Origin of the sequence: Streptomyces sp. Qhu_M48 (assembly GCF_051305195.1) — a bacterium.
In the GTDB taxonomy this organism is placed as follows: domain Bacteria; phylum Actinomycetota; class Actinomycetes; order Streptomycetales; family Streptomycetaceae; genus Streptomyces.
The window spans coordinates 6,848,841-6,863,607 of the sequence record NZ_CP195432.1; the positions used below are offsets into that span (position 1 = coordinate 6,848,841).

Consider the following 14,767-nt stretch of genomic DNA (forward strand, 5'->3'; position numbering starts at 1 on the left):
GTGTACGAACCGGTCAGATCTGACCGTCCTCCAGCATCTCCGTCACGAGCGCGGCGATCTGGGAGCGCTCGGAGCGGGTGAGGGTGACGTGCGCGAAGAGCGGATGTCCCTTCAGTTTCTCGACCACGGCGACGACTCCGTCGTACCGGCCGACCCGGAGGTTGTCCCGTTGGGCGACGTCATGGGTCAGCACGACCCGCGAATTCGCCCCGATACGGGACAGAACGGTCAACAGGACGTTCCGCTCCAGGGACTGGGCCTCGTCCACGATGACGAAGGCGTCGTGGAGCGAGCGGCCCCGGATGTGGGTGAGCGGCAGGACCTCCAGCATCCCCCGGCCGAGCACCTCCTCGATCACCTCGCGGCTCGCGACCGAGGACAGCGTGTCGAAGACCGCCTGGGCCCACGGGCTCATCTTCTCGGACTCGCTGCCCGGCAGGTACCCGAGCTCCTGGCCGCCGACCGCGTACAGCGGACGGAAGACCATCACCTTCTGGTGCTGACGGCGCTCCAGGACCGCCTCCAGGCCCGCGCAGAGCGCGAGCGCGGACTTGCCGGTGCCGGCCCGCCCGCCCATCGAGATGATGCCGACGTCCGGGTCGAGCAGCAGGTCGAGCGCGATCCGCTGCTCGGCGCTGCGGCCGCGGAGCCCGAAGGCCTCCCGGTCGCCGCGGACCAGCTTCACGTTCCCCTCGGAGGTGACCCGGCCGAGCGCCTTGCCGCGCTCCGACTGCAGCACCAGGCCCGTGTGGACCGGGAGCCCGGCGGCCTCCGGCACGTACAGCGTCTCCTGGTCGTAGAGCAGGTCGACCTGGTCGGCGGAGAGCCCGAGCTCGGTCATCCCCGTCCAGCCGTTGGCGTCCGTGATGGCCAGTTCGGCCCGGTACTCCTCGGCGAGGAGACCGACCGAGGAGGCCTTGATGCGCAGCGGCAGGTCCTTGGAGACGACGGTGACGTCGTACCCCTCCGCCTGGAGGTTCCGCGCGACCGCGAGGATCCGTGAGTCGTTGTCCCCCAACCTGTAGCCGGCGGGCAGGACGCCGGGGTCGGAATGGTTGAGTTCGACACGCAGGGTGCCGCCCAGGTCCCCGACGGGGAGCGGGGCGTCGAGGCGTCCGTACCGGACCCGGAAGTCGTCCAGGAGGCGCAGGGCCTGCCGGGCGAAGTAACCGAGTTCGGGATGGTGCCGCTTGGCCTCCAGCTCCGTCACCACGACGATCGGGAGCACGACCTCGTGCTCCTCGAACCGGGAGACGGCGTTGGGGTCGGCCAGCAGGACGCTGGTGTCGAGAACATAGGTGCGCCGGTCGGAAAGGCGGCGCTTCGTGCTTGTCACCACGGAAGGACAGACCCCCTCGGAAGACCCCTGTGAGGTCGGGGTGCGACGGAACCGGTGTCGCTGCGGAATGGGACCGGGCTCAGGCCGCCATGCGCGGGCCGAACCACGGCCCTCCGCTTATCCCGTACGTGTCCCGCACGGTCGTCCTGGTGCAAGGGGCCTCCCGGGTGGCGGTCTCCGTGCCGCTCACTTCACCAGGGATATGCCCTCGATCAGGGCTCGCCATGCCAGGGCATATGACGACGGGTTCATGAACACGAGGTGATCGCTTCCGACCGCCGTCCCCGGGGTCTTCCGGGGACGGCGAGGGGTCGGGTTCCTACGGCTCAGGTCCCGTAGCGCCGGTGGCGCGCGGCGTAGTCGCGCAGCGCCCGCAGGAAGTCGACCTTACGGAAGGCCGGCCAGTGCACTTCACAGAAGTAGTACTCGGAATGGGCGCTCTGCCAGAGCATGAATCCGGACAGCCGCTGCTCGCCGCTGGTGCGGATCACCAGGTCCGGGTCGGGCTGGCCGCGCGTGTAGAGGTGCTCCGAGATGTGCTCGACGTCGACGATCTCGGCGAGCTCCTCGAAGCTCGTCCCGCGCTCCGCGTGCTCGAGGAGCAGCGAGCGGACCGCGTCCGCGATCTCCTGCCGGCCGCCGTAGCCCACCGCCACGTTCACGAGTATCCCCGTGTTGTCGTGGGTGGCCTGCTCGGCCTCCTTGAGCACGGACTGCGTCCGCGCGGGCAGCAGGTCCATCGTGCCGACGTGGTGGACCCGCCAGCGGCCGTCGGCGGCCAGCGCGCGCACGGCGTTCTCGATGATGCCGAGCAGCGGTACGAGCTGCTCCTCGGGCCGGCTCAGGTTGTCCGTGGAGAGCATCCAGAGCGTGACGACCTCGACGTCGGTCTCGGCGCACCAGCCGAGCAGCTCCTGGATCTTGTCCGCGCCGGCCTTGTGCCCCTGCTCGGGGGTCCCGCCGGACGCCTTGGCCCAGCGGCGGTTCCCGTCGAGGATGACCCCGATGTGCTTGGGCACCTGGTCATGGTCGAGGCGGCCTTCCACCCGGCGTGCGTAGAGCCCGTACACCAGGTCGCGCAGGTTCACCGTTCTTTACCCCTCCGTGCAGCGGCGGTCCGCCCTGCATCGGCGGTCCGCAAGCGGCCACACTACTGCGCACGGGCGACAGGCTCCCAGCCCGGGACTGTCACAAGTCCGTGATAAGCAGAGATACGTGACTGATTCCCCCGTGTACCGCGCCTCCGCGGACCGCTACGACGCCATGGAGTACCGCCGCTCGGGCCGCAGCGGCCTCAAGCTCCCCGCGATCTCCCTCGGCCTCTGGCACAACTTCGGCGACGACCGCGCCCTCGACACCCAGCGGGCGATCCTCCGCCGCGCCTTCGACCTCGGCGTGACCCACTTCGACCTGGCGAACAACTACGGGCCGCCGCCCGGCTCCGCCGAGCTGAACTTCGGCAAGCTCTTCGCCCAGGACTTCGCGCCGTACCGGGACGAGCTGATCGTCTCCACGAAGGCCGGCTACGAGATGCACCCCGGCCCGTACGGCGAGTGGGGCTCCCGCAAGTACCTGCTGTCCTCGCTCGACGCCTCCCTCAAGCGGATGGGCCTCGACCACGTCGACATCTTCTACTCGCACCGCTTCGACCCGCACACCCCGCTGGAGGAGACGATGGGGGCCCTGGCCTCCGCCGTCCAGCAGGGCAAGGCGCTGTACGTCGGTGTCTCCTCGTACACCAGCGAGCAGACCGCCGAGGCCGCGCGGATCCTGAGGGAGCTGGGCGTCCCGGCCCTCATCCACCAGCCCTCGTACTCGATGATCAACCGCTGGACCGAGGAGGACGGTCTCCTCGACACCCTCGAGGAAGCGGGTATGGGCTGCATCTCCTTCGTGCCGCTGGCGCAGGGGCTGCTCACCGACAAGTACCTGAAGGGCATCCCGGAGGGCTCGCGGGCCACCCAGGGCAAGTCCCTCGACCCGAACCTGCTCTCCGACGAGGTGCTGCGGCGCCTCCACGGCCTCGCGGACATCGCGGGCCGGCGCGGGCAGTCGCTGGCGCAGCTGGCGCTGTCGTGGGTGCTGCGCGACGAGCGGATGACCTCGGCGCTGATCGGCGCGTCCAGCGTGGCCCAGCTGGAGGAGAACGTGGCGGCCCTCGCGGGTGCCCCGCTGACCGCCGAGGAGCTGACGGAGATCGACTCGTTCGCCGTGGACACCCAGGGCGCGAACATCTGGGCCGGCCGGGGCTGACGTCCTTGGAGGGACGCGGGAAAAGAAAAACGGGCCGGTCCGTGGGGGGGGATACGGACCGGCCCGAGGGGGGGTTTCCACCATAACCCTTCGTTAGTCGTGTTGCGCGTCACGCACGCCGAACGAACCTCGCCGAATGCGGCGGATCCCAGTCGGGACAAGGGGTGTGGGGGCCTGTGGCGGGTTTGCGCCCCGGCGTGGCGGCGGAGTTCCGTCCCTCCGAAGAGGGACGGGTCGGACGGGCCCCCGTTGACGCCCGGGGCCGCGCGGCGGCTCACGGCAGGGCGGTGAACGCGCCGAGGAGCAGACCGAGCAGCCCGCCGCCCAGCATGAACGGGCCGAAGGGGATCGCCGAGGACCGGTCGGCCCGGCGCAGGAGCATGAGACCGAGGCCGTAGACCGCGCCGAGCAGGAAGCCGGCGAAGGCCCCGGTGAAGAGGACTCCCCAGCCGTACCAGCCGAGCGCCGCGCCCAGCGGTACCGCCAGCTTCACGTCGCCGAAGCCGAGACCGCTCGGGTTGACCAGGAAGAGCACCAGATAGGCGCCGCCCAGGGCGAGCGCGCCCAGCACGGCGTGGAGCCAGGAGCCCGCGTCGTACGGGAGGAGCTCGGCGCCCCCGAGGAACAGCGGGACGGCGGCGGCCAGCGGCAGGGTGAGACCGTCCGGAAGCCGGCGCACGCGCGCGTCGACGCTGGCGAGGAGGACGGCGAAGGGCGCGCCGAGCAGCCAGACCGCCAGCTCGGGCCGGGGCCCGCCGGTGGCGGCGGCGAGCGCGGCGCAGACGAGGGCGGTGACCAGCGCTGCGGCGAGCGGGCTTCCGGTCGTCGCGCAGTCCCGCCGCCCCGGACCACCGAGCCAGCCGCTCGCGGGCCCGGCGAGCGCGTGCCCGGCGGGGCAGCGGTCCCGCCACGGTTCCTCGGGGCCCACGGAGAGCCGGTACGCGGCACGCGGCACGAGCAGCCCGGCGGCGGCGCCCCAGAGGGCGGCGAGGGCGATCATCGTGACGTACACGGACCAGACCCTAGGCTCGCGGGACCGCTACGGTCTGGCGCATGGGGAAATGGGTGGACGGGACGGGGACGCTGACGGTCCCGGCACAGGCACCGGAAGGGGCGACTGCCACACCGCCGGAGGTCGTCGCACCGCCGGAGGCCGTCGTACCGCCGGAGGTCGCCGTACCCCTGGAGGTCGCGGCGTCGTACCGGGCGCGGCGACGGGGACTGCTCGGGCGGGACGGGATCGCGGGTGCGGCGCTGCTCATCGTCCGGACGAACAGCGTGCATACCTTCGGCATGCGGTTCGCGATCGACGTGGCCCACCTCGACCGCTCGTTCAGGGTCCTGTCCGTCGTCACCATGCGACCCGGACGGCTCGGCATGATCCGGCCGCGGGGCCGGCACGTCCTGGAGGCGGAGGCGGGCGCGATGGCGGGCTGGGGCCTGCGGCCGGGGGCACGCGTGCGCGTGGACGTCGAGTCGGGGCCGGACCGGGCAGACGTCACGGCGGGCCCGAACCGAGCAGGGTGAACGCCCCGTACGCGGCGGAGGCGAGGGCGAGTCCGGTGAGGACCGGGACGACGGTACGGGTCCGCAGCCGCGCGAGGGCCACCGCCGGCGGGAGCAGCAGTCCGAACGCGGGCATCATCAGACGGGGCCGCGAGCCGAAGTACGCCGCGCCGACGAGCGAGACGGACACGACGCCGATCGTGTAGACGAGCAGGGGCAGCGGTTGCCGCTGCCGTACGCAGAGGGCGACGAGCCAGCCGAGCAGCGCGAGCGCCGCGCAGAGGCCGAGGGCGGCGGGCCAGGGCAGCCCCAGGATGAACCTCGCGAGCGCGACACCGCCGTCGATGGAGTTGCCCCAGGCGGCCTGGACCTCGAAGTAGGCGGTCGGACTCCCCTCGCGGACACCGACGTACACGATGTACGCGAGCCAGCCGAGCGGCGCGAGCAGGACTCCGGCGACCGTCCGCGGCGGCAGCCGCCGGTCCCGTACGAGCAGGACGAGCGCCGTGATCCCGAGGGCGGCGATCAGCGCGACGGCCGTCGGCCGGGTCAGGCCGGCGGCCGCGCACAGGACGCCGGCCAGGAGCCAGCGCCCGCGCAGGACGGCGTGGAGCGACCAGGCCGCGAGGGCGGTGAACAGCGTCTCCGTGTACGCCATCGACTGGACGAACGCCGTCGGGTAGACACCCCAGAGGACGGCCAGCAGGACACCGGCGCGGGGCCCGAACGCCTGCGCGCCGCACCGGTGGATGCCCCAGGCGGCGACCAGCCCGGCGGTCCAGGAGACCAGGAGTCCGGCGGTGGCCGCGTCGACGGAGAGGACGGCGGAGAGGCCGCGCTCCAGGGCCGGGAAGAGCGGGAAGAAGGCCAGGTCGGAGTGGACGTCACCGTTCGGCAGGGTGGTCTCGTACCCGTAGCCGTTCTCCGCGATCCGTACGTACCAGACGGAGTCCCAGCGACCGTTGAGCCGGTGCATCCCGTCCTTGCCGGTCGCGGCGGAGGCGACGGCGAGGACCGCGAGACCGATCAGCCGGGTGGCGGCGTACCCACCGAGAGCGAGAAGGGTGGGGCGGTCGGGCCGGCGGAGGCCACGGAGACGGCCGGGTGCGGTGAGTCGGGACGCGGACATGCGCCCGATTATCCCGGGGCGGCCGGAACGGTCAGCCGAGAGGCCTTATGCGGACGAACTTCGCGGCCATGACGGGACCGAGCTGATGGACGATCGCGTGCCCGGGTTCCTGCGGGGAGGGCAGGTCGCCGAGGAAGGAGGTGACGATGACCTCGTCGACGCCGAGCACCCCGCGACGACTCTGCTCCTCCAGGAAGGCGAGGGTGCGGCGCCAGTCGGCCGCGCTCGGAGCCTCGCCGAGGAAGGACCGGACGGTGTCCTGCACGACGTCCCAGAAGAACACGTGCGGCTGTACACCGCCCTGATGGAAGACGTGCCTCTCGTACACGTCCCGGAACTCGGGGATCCGGGTGACGAGGTCACTGACCAACTGCACACTCGGCGTCTCGTCCGGCTTCTCGCTCGGCGTCGTCGTCATCCGTCCAGAATGCTCCCGCACGGCGGCCGTGTCCCGCCGCTTTCGCACATTCCTGACGGCGGCTTTCGCTAGGTTTTCCACAGGGGGTGCGAAGTACCCCTCTTCCGTGGATCGTTGGGCGTATGTACGAGTTGGCGATCCTCGCCAGGGGCGGGGTCCTCCTGACGGTCTGGGCGGTCGCGGCGGGCTGGTCCCCGGGCCGCCTCGCCGGCCGCCTGCGCCGGGACGGCTGGCAGCGGATCTGCCGGGGCGCGTGGGCGGCCCCGGGAAAGGACGTGGACTGGCAGGTCAGAGCGACGGCCCTGCAACTGCTCCGCCCCGAACTGGTGTGCAGCCACGGGACGGCGGCGGGACTCCACCGCATCGAACGCCTGGGAGCCCCCGGAGCGGCCCACCCCCTCGACCACCTCCACTTCACGGCCCCGACACCGACCCGCTCGACCCACGGCGAGCGGATACGCGTCCACGCCACGACCTTCCTGACAGCCCGCGACCGCTCGACCCGGCGGGGCCTGCGGACGACGACCCCGGCACGGACGGTCGGCGACCTCATACGGGCCGCCGGGAGCCGTGAGGAGGCGGTCGTGGCCGCGGACTCGGCGCTCGCGCGACGAGCGGTCGGCGGGGTACGGCGCGAGCCACTCGTCCGGTACGAGGACCTCACCGCCGAACTCGCGGCGCCCCGGCGGGGAGCACGCCGGGCGAGGTCCTGGTTGCTGCTCGCGGAGGCGTCGTCGGGCTCACCGGCGGAGACGGTCGCCCGGCTCCGGATACGGGACGCCGACCTGTTCCCCGAATCCCAGCCGCCCCTGCGGACGACAGACGGCCGGCTCCTCCGCCCCGACTTCCTCTTCCGGGCGGAGGGCCTGGCCGTGGAAGTCGAGGGCTACGCCTTCCACGGCACCCGCCGCGCCCACGAACGGGACGTCGCCCGCTTCAACGCACTGCAGTCCTGCCCGGAGATCCGCCGCGTCCTGCGCTTCACGGCGGGGGAGGTCTTCCACCACCCGGACCGCATGACGACCACGATCCGGGCGGCACTGGTGACGCTGGCTTCGCGCTAGGGAGCGGAGGGCGGGGCGGGTGCGGAGGGCGGGGAGGTCCGGGGGAAGGAGATCTCGACCCGCCGGTTCTTCTTCCGCCCCTCCTCGCTCGCGTTGTCGGCGATCGGGTAGTCCTCGCTGTAGCCGCGGATGTCGAAGGTCGTCCCCGGGTCGAGGCTCCGCGCGAGAACCTGCTGTACGGCCACGGCACGCTGCTTCGACAGCTTCAGCCCGTGCTCGTACGTCCCCAGGTTGTCGGTGAAACCGAAGACCCGGACGCGCCCGGACCCCAACTTGTTGATCTCCGCGGCGACGGCGGCGATCCGGGCGGTGGCGGCGGCCCCGAGCTTGGCGCTGTTCTTCGGGAAGAGGACCTCGGCCTGCAGCGCGAACGTCACGTCCACGTTGGTGTCCTGCCGCCGCTGCTCACCGCCCTCCTCCTCGACGATCTGCTTGATGTCGAGGACCTTGGCGGCGGCGAGGGTGGCACCGTCGGGCAACATCAGCCCGGGCGCGTCGGCGTCGATGACGGGCGCCGGGGAGGCGGAGCCGGCGGACCCGGGCGGATCGTCGGCATGGGCCATGGGCACGGCGAGGGGCCCGAACGCCACGGAAACGATGGCGAGGGCGGCAAGGCGGCGGAATGTCGTCGTCATGGCGTCGCCTCAGGAGAGCTTGAGGGTGGCGGGTTCGAAGGTGGGGAGCTGGAAGGAGACGTCGGTGGTGGAGGGGGGAGGGGCGGGGAATTGCATGAAGACGGCGGTGGACTTTCCGGGGCCCAGGCTGTCGAGCGCGGAGGTGGTAAGGGGCCGCCCATCTGTGTCCCTGAGAACGTAGTACCGCTTCTTGCCAACGGAATCGACGAGGCTGGCTCCGCCCAGGGAGTTCCCGTGCTTCACGACCTCAGTCTCGTCCCCGCTCATCTGGGCGGGGATGATGCTGGGCGTGTCCGAAGTGTTCTTCAGTCTCCCCTTGACAGTGAGGAATCCGCCCCGGTCCCGGTCTGCCGAGTTGAGGGTGAGCTCCAGGCCCTTCTGTCCCCTGAGAACGGCCAGAGTCTCCGTGGGCTCCTCAGTCGGCTGCGTACCTTGCGCCGGTGCGTCGTTCTGAGGTGTCGGCGCCGCCGTAGTTGACTTGTCCGCCTTCGGCTTCTCTTCGGCCCCGCAACCGACCGCAAGAAGAGCAATCGCCGCGAGCGCCAGGGAGGCCACCCCCCTTCGTGCGTACCGAACGTTCATGAAGCGCTCTTCTTCCTTTACTCGTCGCCAGCCAGTCGAACAGTGAAGAGATCTGAGGCACTTGGCAATGCCGGGTCGTCAGGGTCGATCGTCCAGGCCTCGTCATCGCAGGTAAGCCCCGCAATCGGTTCCGGTTCCGGCTCCCCACCCGGTTCCGTTGGTTCCGTTTCCGGCTCGAGCTCCTCCGCTCCCGGCGGCTCAAAGGTGCACTTGGGCACGATCACAGCTCGCGCGGACGCCGTGGCATCGCGCGGCTCACCTCCCGTCGTGACCACCGTGACACGGAACCCGTCAGCCGCCGAAGCCGGTGGCACGCAACCGTCTCCGGACATTTTGGCCTCATTCCGCTTCGCGAACACCTCTGCCCGCTCACACGCGGCAATACCGTCGTACCCCACACCGCGCAGGAAGCCGTCCCACTGCTCGGGGAACAGGATCACGTCGAGCCAATCCTCTCGGAGCTGCTCGCGGGCATGCTGAGCAGCCGCCAGAGCTGCCGCATCAGCCGCAGTCTGGGCACCATTCCGAGTGAATGCGGCCTGCCCCACGGCGAAGTAAACGAAGGCCAAGAACAGTAGGCCTGCTATCGCAGCGATATAGACGGGGAATGCTTGGCCCGCATCCCCGGACCGGTCTGCGGCCCCTACTCTCCACCACCACCGGTCAGTTCGGTGATCTTCGTAGAGATTGCATTCTTGATCGACTGCCCGATATCCGTGCCGGTGATCGCGATAACAATCGCCACCACCACCACAATGATCCCCAGGTACTCCACCGCCGTCTGGCCGCGGTCCCTCGATCGTCGTTCCGTCCAGTCGCCGAGCTGCATACGGGCCCTGGTCAGGGCCTTCAGCATCGCGTCGTTCATCGTGGTCCCCTCCGCGTTCGGACGCCTGCGCATGGGCACGGTACGCCGACCCTCGGGTCGGTGCACAGGGCCCCTGGGCCCATCTGTGGGCCCGGGTCATCGGGTGGGCCTGGTGCCCAGCCAGGAGGCTATGGCCTCGGCGCGGGTGTCCGTGTGGAGTTTGGCGAAGATGCGGTTGATGTGGTTCTTCACCGTCTTCTCGGCGATGAAGCAGGTCGCGGCGATCTGCCGGTTGTTCAGGCCTGTGGCGATCAGATCCATCACTTCCACCTCCCTCACACTCAGTCCCCACTGTTCCACATTCCGTTGCATGCGCGAAGACGCATTCTCAAAGTACGCCGACATTGAGACAATTGGGCTCTCCGAATCATGTGCAGTCGCACGGAGTGATCTCAGCAGCACCTCCGACGCCGTCGCCGTGAACCGCGCCCGCCCCTCCCCCACCTCCCGTACCGCCCGCACCAGCTCCTCCGTCGTGAACTCGCCGTGCACCAGGTAGCCGCCCGCGCCCAGTCGCAGCGCCTCCTCGACCGTCTCCGGCTCGCGGCTGTGCGTGAGCATCAGGACACGGGCCAGGCGCGCCAGGTGCGGCAGGGCCGCCAGGCCGTCCCACGGCGGCATGCGGACGTCGAGGAGGACGACCTGCGGCCGGGTCCGGAGCGTCTCGCGGAGGGCCGCCCGCCCGTCCGCCGCCTCCGCCACGACCCGCAGGTCCGGGTGGTCGCCGAGCAGGGACCGCAGGCCCGCGCGTACCACCGGGTTGTCGTCCGCCACCAGGATCGTGAGCGCCGTCATCGCACCCCCAGCGGGACTTCGAGGCGGACCTCCGTGCTTGCCGCCGCGTCACCCCGGCCGATGCGGAGCCGTGCGCCGACGCCCGCCGCCCGGTCCACCGGGCGGTGGTCCGGAGGGGCGACGGGTCCGATCGGGGCCACCGGGCCGACCGGGCACACCGAGCCGACCTGGCCCACCGAGCCCTCCCGCCCGCCCGGACCCCCGCGGCCCGTCCCGCGCGCTCGGCGCCTCATCGGGTGCTCACTCGCCCGTCACCGAGCCGAAGTCGGTTCCCGTGCCCAGGAAGAGGCCCGCGCCGAGCAGGATCATCGTGGCCGGGACCATCAGCGTCGTGATCACCATCGTCGCCTTCGGGACCGCCTTGGCCGCCTTGCGCCGGGCGTTCTGCGCGTCCGTGCGGCGCATGTCGTTGGCGATCTGGATGAGGGTGTCGACGATCGGCGCGCCCAGTTCCTCGCCCTGCTGGAGGGCGGTGACGAACTGGGCGACCTGTTCGGAGTCGTTGCGTCGGCGCAGTTCGTCGAAGGCCTGGCGTCGGCTGACGCCCATGTCCATCTGGCGCAGGGTGATGCGGAGTTCGTCGGACCAGGGGCCCTCGTACTTCTCCGCGACGCGTTCGAGGGCCTGGCGGAAGCCCAGGCCCGCCGAGACCACGACGGCGAGGACGTCGAGGAAGTCCGGCAGGGTGCGTTCGATCTGGTCCTTGCGGATGCGGACCGCCGACCAGATGCCGACCTCCGTCCAGAACGCGCCGAAGGCCAGCAGGAGCAGCGCGGTCAGGTACGAGCCCTTGCTCAGCATCAGCAGGCCGCCCAGGGCGCCCAGGAAACCGTAGACGGCCCGGCGGGCCCCGTACCGGTCGATGGTGAGTCCGCCGGGGTTTCCGGCGAGGTCGATGCGGCGGCGGACGGCGCTGACGCGTTTGGGGCCCATCAGGCGGAGCACCGCCGGGGACCAGCGCATGCCGAGCCGGTCGACGGCGGAGTCGACGGCGCCGGTGCGGGTGGCACCGACCTCCAGGGCGAGTCTGAGGTCGTCGGGGAGCCGGGCGTCGGCACGGTAGAGCCGGAGTCCGTAGGCGATGCCCGCGACGGCGAGGCCGGCGAGGAGGGCGAGGAGGAGGTCCACGGCGGCGGGTCCCTACACGTCGATCTTCGAGAAGCGGCGGATGGCGACGAAGCCGATCCCGTACAGGGCGAACGCGGCGACGACGGCGAACTGTCCGATGCCCGAGCCGGTCATGCGGTCGAGGGCGCCGGGCTGCATGTTGTCGATGAGGAGGAGCGAGCCGATGCCGATGACGGGGACGGAGTACGCGGTCATGCTCACCTGGGAGAGCTGGGTGCGGACCTCGCGCCGGGTCTCCTTGCGCTCCTCCAGGGTCTCGGTGAGGTTGCGCAGGGAGGAGACGACGGTGCCGCCGGCCCGGTTGGCGAGGACGAGGGTGGTGACGAGGACGACGAGTTCGCGGGAGGGCAGCCGTTCGGCGAGTTCCCCGAGGGCGTCGTCGAGCGAGGTGCCGACGGCCAGCTGCTGGGCGACCTTCTCCAGTTCGTCTCCCGCCGGGGCCTCCAGCTCGTCGGCGGCGAGGCTGAGGGCCATGCGGAGGGCGAGCCCGGCCTGGGTGGCGTTGGCCAGGATGCGGGAGAGTTCGGGGAGCTGGTTGATGAACTTCTCGATCCGTTTCTGGCGCTGCCAGTTGAGGAAGCCCATCGCCACCCAGATGCCGAGGAGTCCGCAGATCGGGCCGAAGAACGGCGAGAGGGCCGCCTGACCGACGACCCACAGGACCGCCACGGTGGCCGTGAGGGCCACGGTGAACTCGCCGGGGGTGACGTCGAGGCCGGTGGCCGCGATCCGCAGCTCCAGCTTCCGGCCGAGCGCGGTCCGACGCACCCGCCGGTCGACGCCCCGGAAGCGGCGCCTGCGACGGCCGGCGGTCTCGGGCGCGACCGTCTCGTCGAGCCGGGCGACGAGCGCCGCGTGCCGGCGCGCCCCGCTCGCGTACAGCTGGACACCTGCGATGCCGAGAACGCAGGCGAGCAGCGTCACGCCCGCGGTCAGCCAGAAGGGGTCGGTCATCATTCCGCCTCTCGGGTGGCCAGGTGGGCGTCGGTCACGGCCACGCCGAAAGCCTGCGGGATGGGCTGGCCCGCCAGGTAGAGGCGTTCGGCGACCCGCCGGGGCAGCGGGTGGTAGGTGAACCGCCCGCGGACCCGTCCGTCGGCGGCGAGCGGCTGCGCGTGGAACCGGCAGACCGTGGCGAGCAGGAACCGTTCCCGTCCGTGCGAGGCGAGGACGGAGATCTCGGTGATGCGGCGGGTGCCGTCGGGGTGGCGGGTGAGCTGGACGAGGACGTCGACCGCGCTGTTGATCTGGTCCCTGAGCGCCTCGAACGGCACCTTCACCTCCGACATGGAGGCGAGAGTCTGGAGCCGCATGAGGGCGTCCTCCGCCGAGTTGGCGTGGACGGTGGCGAGGGAGCCGTCGTGGCCGGTGGACATCGCCTGCAGCATGTCGAGGGTCTCGCCGCCGCGGACCTCTCCGACGATGATCCGGTCGGGACGCATGCGCAGGGAGTTGCGGACGAGGTCGCGGATGGAGATGGCTCCGCGGCCCTCGATGTTCGGCGGGCGGGCCTCCAGGCGGATGACGTGCGACTGCTGGAGCTGGAGCTCCGCCGAGTCCTCGATGGTGATGATCCGCTCGCCGTCCGGGACGAGCCCGGAGAGGGCGTTGAGCAGGGTGGTCTTCCCGGTGCCGGTGGCGCCGGAGACGATCAGGTTGAACTTGGCCTGCACGAGCCCGGAGAGCAGGAGCAGCATCTGCTCGTCGAGGGAGCCGAGGCCGAGCATCTCGTGGAGCGTGTACGCGCGGGGGAACCGGCGGATGGTGAGGGTCGCCCCGGTCAGCGAGAGCGGCGGGATGATGACGTTGACGCGCTCACCGGACGGGAGCCGGGCGTCGACCATGGGGTTCGACTCGTCGACGCGGCGGTTGACGGTGGAGACGATCCGCTCGATGGTCTGCATCAGCTGGTCGTGGGAGGCGAAGCGGAGCGGCAGGAGTTCGACGCGGCCGTTGCGCTCGATGAAGATCTGGTCGGGGCCGTTGACCATGATCTCGGTGATCGACGCGTCTTCGAGGAGCGGTTCGAGTACGCCGAGCCCGAGGGCCTCGTCGACGACCCGGCGGATCAGCTGGGCGCGCTCGGCGGTGGAGAGGACCGGGCCCTCGCGGCTGATGATGTGCCCGAGGACGCGCTCCAGGCGGGCGCGCCGCTCGGCGGCCGCGAGCGCGGACATCTCCGTGAGGTCGATCTCCTCCAGGAGCTTGGCGCGGAAGGCCGCGACGAGGTGCCCGTCCTCCCGGGCGGCCGCGTTGCCGCCGTGGTCCTCGGGGGCGTTGATCCGGGCGCGCAGGCTCATGGCAGGTCCTCCTCGTCGGGCATCGGCATGGTGGCGGTCTTCTCGACGGTGCCGAAGCCGCTCCAGAAGGGCACGACGGAGGGGATCGTGACGCGGACGGTGTAGACGGCCTCGCCGCCTCCGCCGCCCCCGGTCACGGTGGAGCGCTTCGCGATCCAGCCGCTCACGGCGGCGTCGGCGGCGGCCCCGGGGGTGGTGGCCTCATCGTCGTCGCTCGCCGCCCGGGCGGCAGCGCGCGCCGCCGTGCCCGCCTGCTGGGCGGCGTACGCGGCGACGCCGAGCTGGAACCCCGCGAGTCCGACGAGGAGCAGGATCGGCAGGAAGCCGAGGTACTCGATGGCGGCCTGGCCGCGGTCGCGGGACGCCTTTTCCGTACGGTCGGTCATGGCTGCCTCTCCTCCCACACCGCGCCCGCCTTCCCCCGTACGGTGAACAGCCCGCCCACGCCCGGGACGAGGACGGGGACGTCGATCTCGACCACCGCGGTCACCATGCCGCCGCCCTGCTCGCAGGACGGCCTCGCCCCGTCCTTCCACGCGCCGTCCAGGTGCCGCAGCGCGGCCGCTCCCCCGTCCTCGCCGACGGCGCACGCCCGCGCCGCCTCGTCCGCCGCGTTCCCCGCCAGGGTGTACGTGTAGCCGACCAGGACGACCTGCCAGAGCAGGGCGAGGGTGAGCAGGATGACCGGCACCATGCCGAGGAACTCGACCGCCACCTGCCCCCTGTCGTCGTCCCGGTGGACGCGCATGG

General features: G+C 71.4%; 18 protein-coding genes and 1 pseudogene. 3 read left to right on the top strand and 16 right to left on the bottom strand.

Annotated elements, in window-relative coordinates; all coding sequences use genetic code 11:
- Window positions 1-13: 13 nt before the first annotated feature.
- Both ACRRSS_RS30575 and ACRRSS_RS30580 read right to left on the bottom strand, forming a co-directional pair.
- Window positions 14-1,339, bottom strand: coding sequence for a PhoH family protein (locus ACRRSS_RS30575; protein ID WP_435974277.1), 1,326 nt, complete (start codon window positions 1,337-1,339; stop codon window positions 14-16).
- Window positions 1,340-1,665: 326 nt separating this feature from the next.
- Window positions 1,666-2,427, bottom strand: a complete 762-nt coding sequence (locus ACRRSS_RS30580) for an isoprenyl transferase (protein ID WP_351899558.1) — start codon at window positions 2,425-2,427, stop codon at window positions 1,666-1,668.
- 127 nt (window positions 2,428-2,554) lie between these two features.
- Between ACRRSS_RS30580 and mgrA the strand changes: the two genes are divergently transcribed.
- Window positions 2,555-3,592: an L-glyceraldehyde 3-phosphate reductase gene (gene mgrA / locus ACRRSS_RS30585; RefSeq protein WP_435974278.1), complete on the top strand. Its 1,038-nt coding sequence runs from the start codon at window positions 2,555-2,557 to the stop codon at window positions 3,590-3,592.
- A 274-nt stretch (window positions 3,593-3,866) separates the two neighbouring features.
- On the opposite strand, the gene ACRRSS_RS30590 is transcribed toward mgrA, so the two are convergent.
- A complete protein-coding gene (locus tag ACRRSS_RS30590; RefSeq protein ID WP_435974279.1) occupies window positions 3,867-4,604 on the bottom strand; it encodes a prepilin peptidase in 738 nt (245 codons plus the stop codon).
- 41 nt (window positions 4,605-4,645) lie between these two features.
- On the opposite strand from ACRRSS_RS30590, the gene ACRRSS_RS30595 reads away from it, so the two are divergent.
- The gene (locus ACRRSS_RS30595; RefSeq protein WP_435974280.1) at window positions 4,646-5,119 is read left to right on the top strand and encodes a DUF192 domain-containing protein; all 474 of its coding nucleotides are present in this window, start codon (window positions 4,646-4,648) and stop codon (window positions 5,117-5,119) included.
- Here ACRRSS_RS30595 and ACRRSS_RS30600 read toward each other — a convergent pair.
- Complete coding sequence (locus ACRRSS_RS30600; protein ID WP_435974281.1) at window positions 5,091-6,227, bottom strand: mannosyltransferase family protein; 1,137 nt, start codon at window positions 6,225-6,227, stop codon at window positions 5,091-5,093. The two genes, ACRRSS_RS30595 and ACRRSS_RS30600, sit on opposite strands and share 29 nt — an antisense overlap.
- A 31-nt stretch (window positions 6,228-6,258) precedes the next feature.
- The gene (locus ACRRSS_RS30605; protein WP_435974282.1) at window positions 6,259-6,645 is read right to left on the bottom strand and encodes a hypothetical protein; all 387 of its coding nucleotides are present in this window, start codon (window positions 6,643-6,645) and stop codon (window positions 6,259-6,261) included.
- A 122-nt stretch (window positions 6,646-6,767) separates the two neighbouring features.
- Between ACRRSS_RS30605 and ACRRSS_RS30610 the strand changes: the two genes are divergently transcribed.
- Window positions 6,768-7,709 (top strand): hypothetical protein, encoded by a 942-nt coding sequence (locus ACRRSS_RS30610; RefSeq protein WP_435974283.1) that lies wholly within the window; start codon window positions 6,768-6,770, stop codon window positions 7,707-7,709.
- Here ACRRSS_RS30610 and ACRRSS_RS30615 read toward each other — a convergent pair.
- The 11 genes and pseudogenes from ACRRSS_RS30615 to ACRRSS_RS30665 all read right to left on the bottom strand — a co-directional run bounded on the left by ACRRSS_RS30615 (window position 7,706) and on the right by ACRRSS_RS30665 (window position 14,765).
- The gene (locus tag ACRRSS_RS30615) at window positions 7,706-8,344 is read right to left on the bottom strand and encodes an OmpA family protein (RefSeq protein ID WP_435974284.1); all 639 of its coding nucleotides are present in this window, start codon (window positions 8,342-8,344) and stop codon (window positions 7,706-7,708) included. The genes ACRRSS_RS30610 and ACRRSS_RS30615 overlap by 4 nt on opposite strands.
- Window positions 8,345-8,353: 9 nt before the next feature.
- Window positions 8,354-8,926, bottom strand: a complete 573-nt coding sequence (locus tag ACRRSS_RS30620) for a hypothetical protein (protein ID WP_435974285.1) — start codon at window positions 8,924-8,926, stop codon at window positions 8,354-8,356.
- A gap of 17 nt (window positions 8,927-8,943) precedes the next feature.
- Window positions 8,944-9,366, bottom strand: coding sequence for a hypothetical protein (locus tag ACRRSS_RS30625; protein ID WP_435975531.1), 423 nt, complete (start codon window positions 9,364-9,366; stop codon window positions 8,944-8,946).
- 48 nt (window positions 9,367-9,414) lie between these two features.
- Window positions 9,415-9,531 (bottom strand): annotated as a pseudogene (locus ACRRSS_RS30630) (pilus assembly protein TadG-related protein); the annotation flags it as partial.
- 38 nt (window positions 9,532-9,569) lie between these two features.
- Window positions 9,570-9,794 carry a Flp family type IVb pilin gene (locus ACRRSS_RS30635; protein WP_435974286.1) on the bottom strand — a complete coding sequence of 75 codons (225 nt, stop codon included), beginning with the start codon at window positions 9,792-9,794 and terminating at the stop codon, window positions 9,570-9,572.
- 96 nt (window positions 9,795-9,890) lie between these two features.
- The gene (locus ACRRSS_RS30640; RefSeq protein WP_435974287.1) at window positions 9,891-10,589 is read right to left on the bottom strand and encodes a response regulator; all 699 of its coding nucleotides are present in this window, start codon (window positions 10,587-10,589) and stop codon (window positions 9,891-9,893) included.
- 240 nt (window positions 10,590-10,829) lie between these two features.
- On the bottom strand, window positions 10,830-11,717 hold the full coding sequence (locus ACRRSS_RS30645) for a DUF5936 domain-containing protein (RefSeq protein ID WP_435974288.1): 888 nt from the start codon (window positions 11,715-11,717) through the stop codon (window positions 10,830-10,832).
- Between the two features lie 12 nt (window positions 11,718-11,729).
- Window positions 11,730-12,674: a type II secretion system F family protein gene (locus tag ACRRSS_RS30650; RefSeq protein WP_435974289.1), complete on the bottom strand. Its 945-nt coding sequence runs from the start codon at window positions 12,672-12,674 to the stop codon at window positions 11,730-11,732.
- Window positions 12,671-14,017: a CpaF family protein gene (locus ACRRSS_RS30655; RefSeq protein ID WP_435974290.1), complete on the bottom strand. Its 1,347-nt coding sequence runs from the start codon at window positions 14,015-14,017 to the stop codon at window positions 12,671-12,673. The genes ACRRSS_RS30650 and ACRRSS_RS30655 overlap by 4 nt, the downstream gene beginning before the upstream one ends.
- The gene (locus ACRRSS_RS30660; RefSeq protein ID WP_435974291.1) at window positions 14,014-14,403 is read right to left on the bottom strand and encodes a TadE/TadG family type IV pilus assembly protein; all 390 of its coding nucleotides are present in this window, start codon (window positions 14,401-14,403) and stop codon (window positions 14,014-14,016) included. Before ACRRSS_RS30660 ends, ACRRSS_RS30655 begins: the two co-directional genes overlap by 4 nt.
- Window positions 14,400-14,765: a TadE/TadG family type IV pilus assembly protein gene (locus ACRRSS_RS30665; RefSeq protein WP_435974292.1), complete on the bottom strand. Its 366-nt coding sequence runs from the start codon at window positions 14,763-14,765 to the stop codon at window positions 14,400-14,402. The genes ACRRSS_RS30660 and ACRRSS_RS30665 overlap by 4 nt, the downstream gene beginning before the upstream one ends.
- Between the last annotated feature and the right edge of the window lie 2 nt (window positions 14,766-14,767).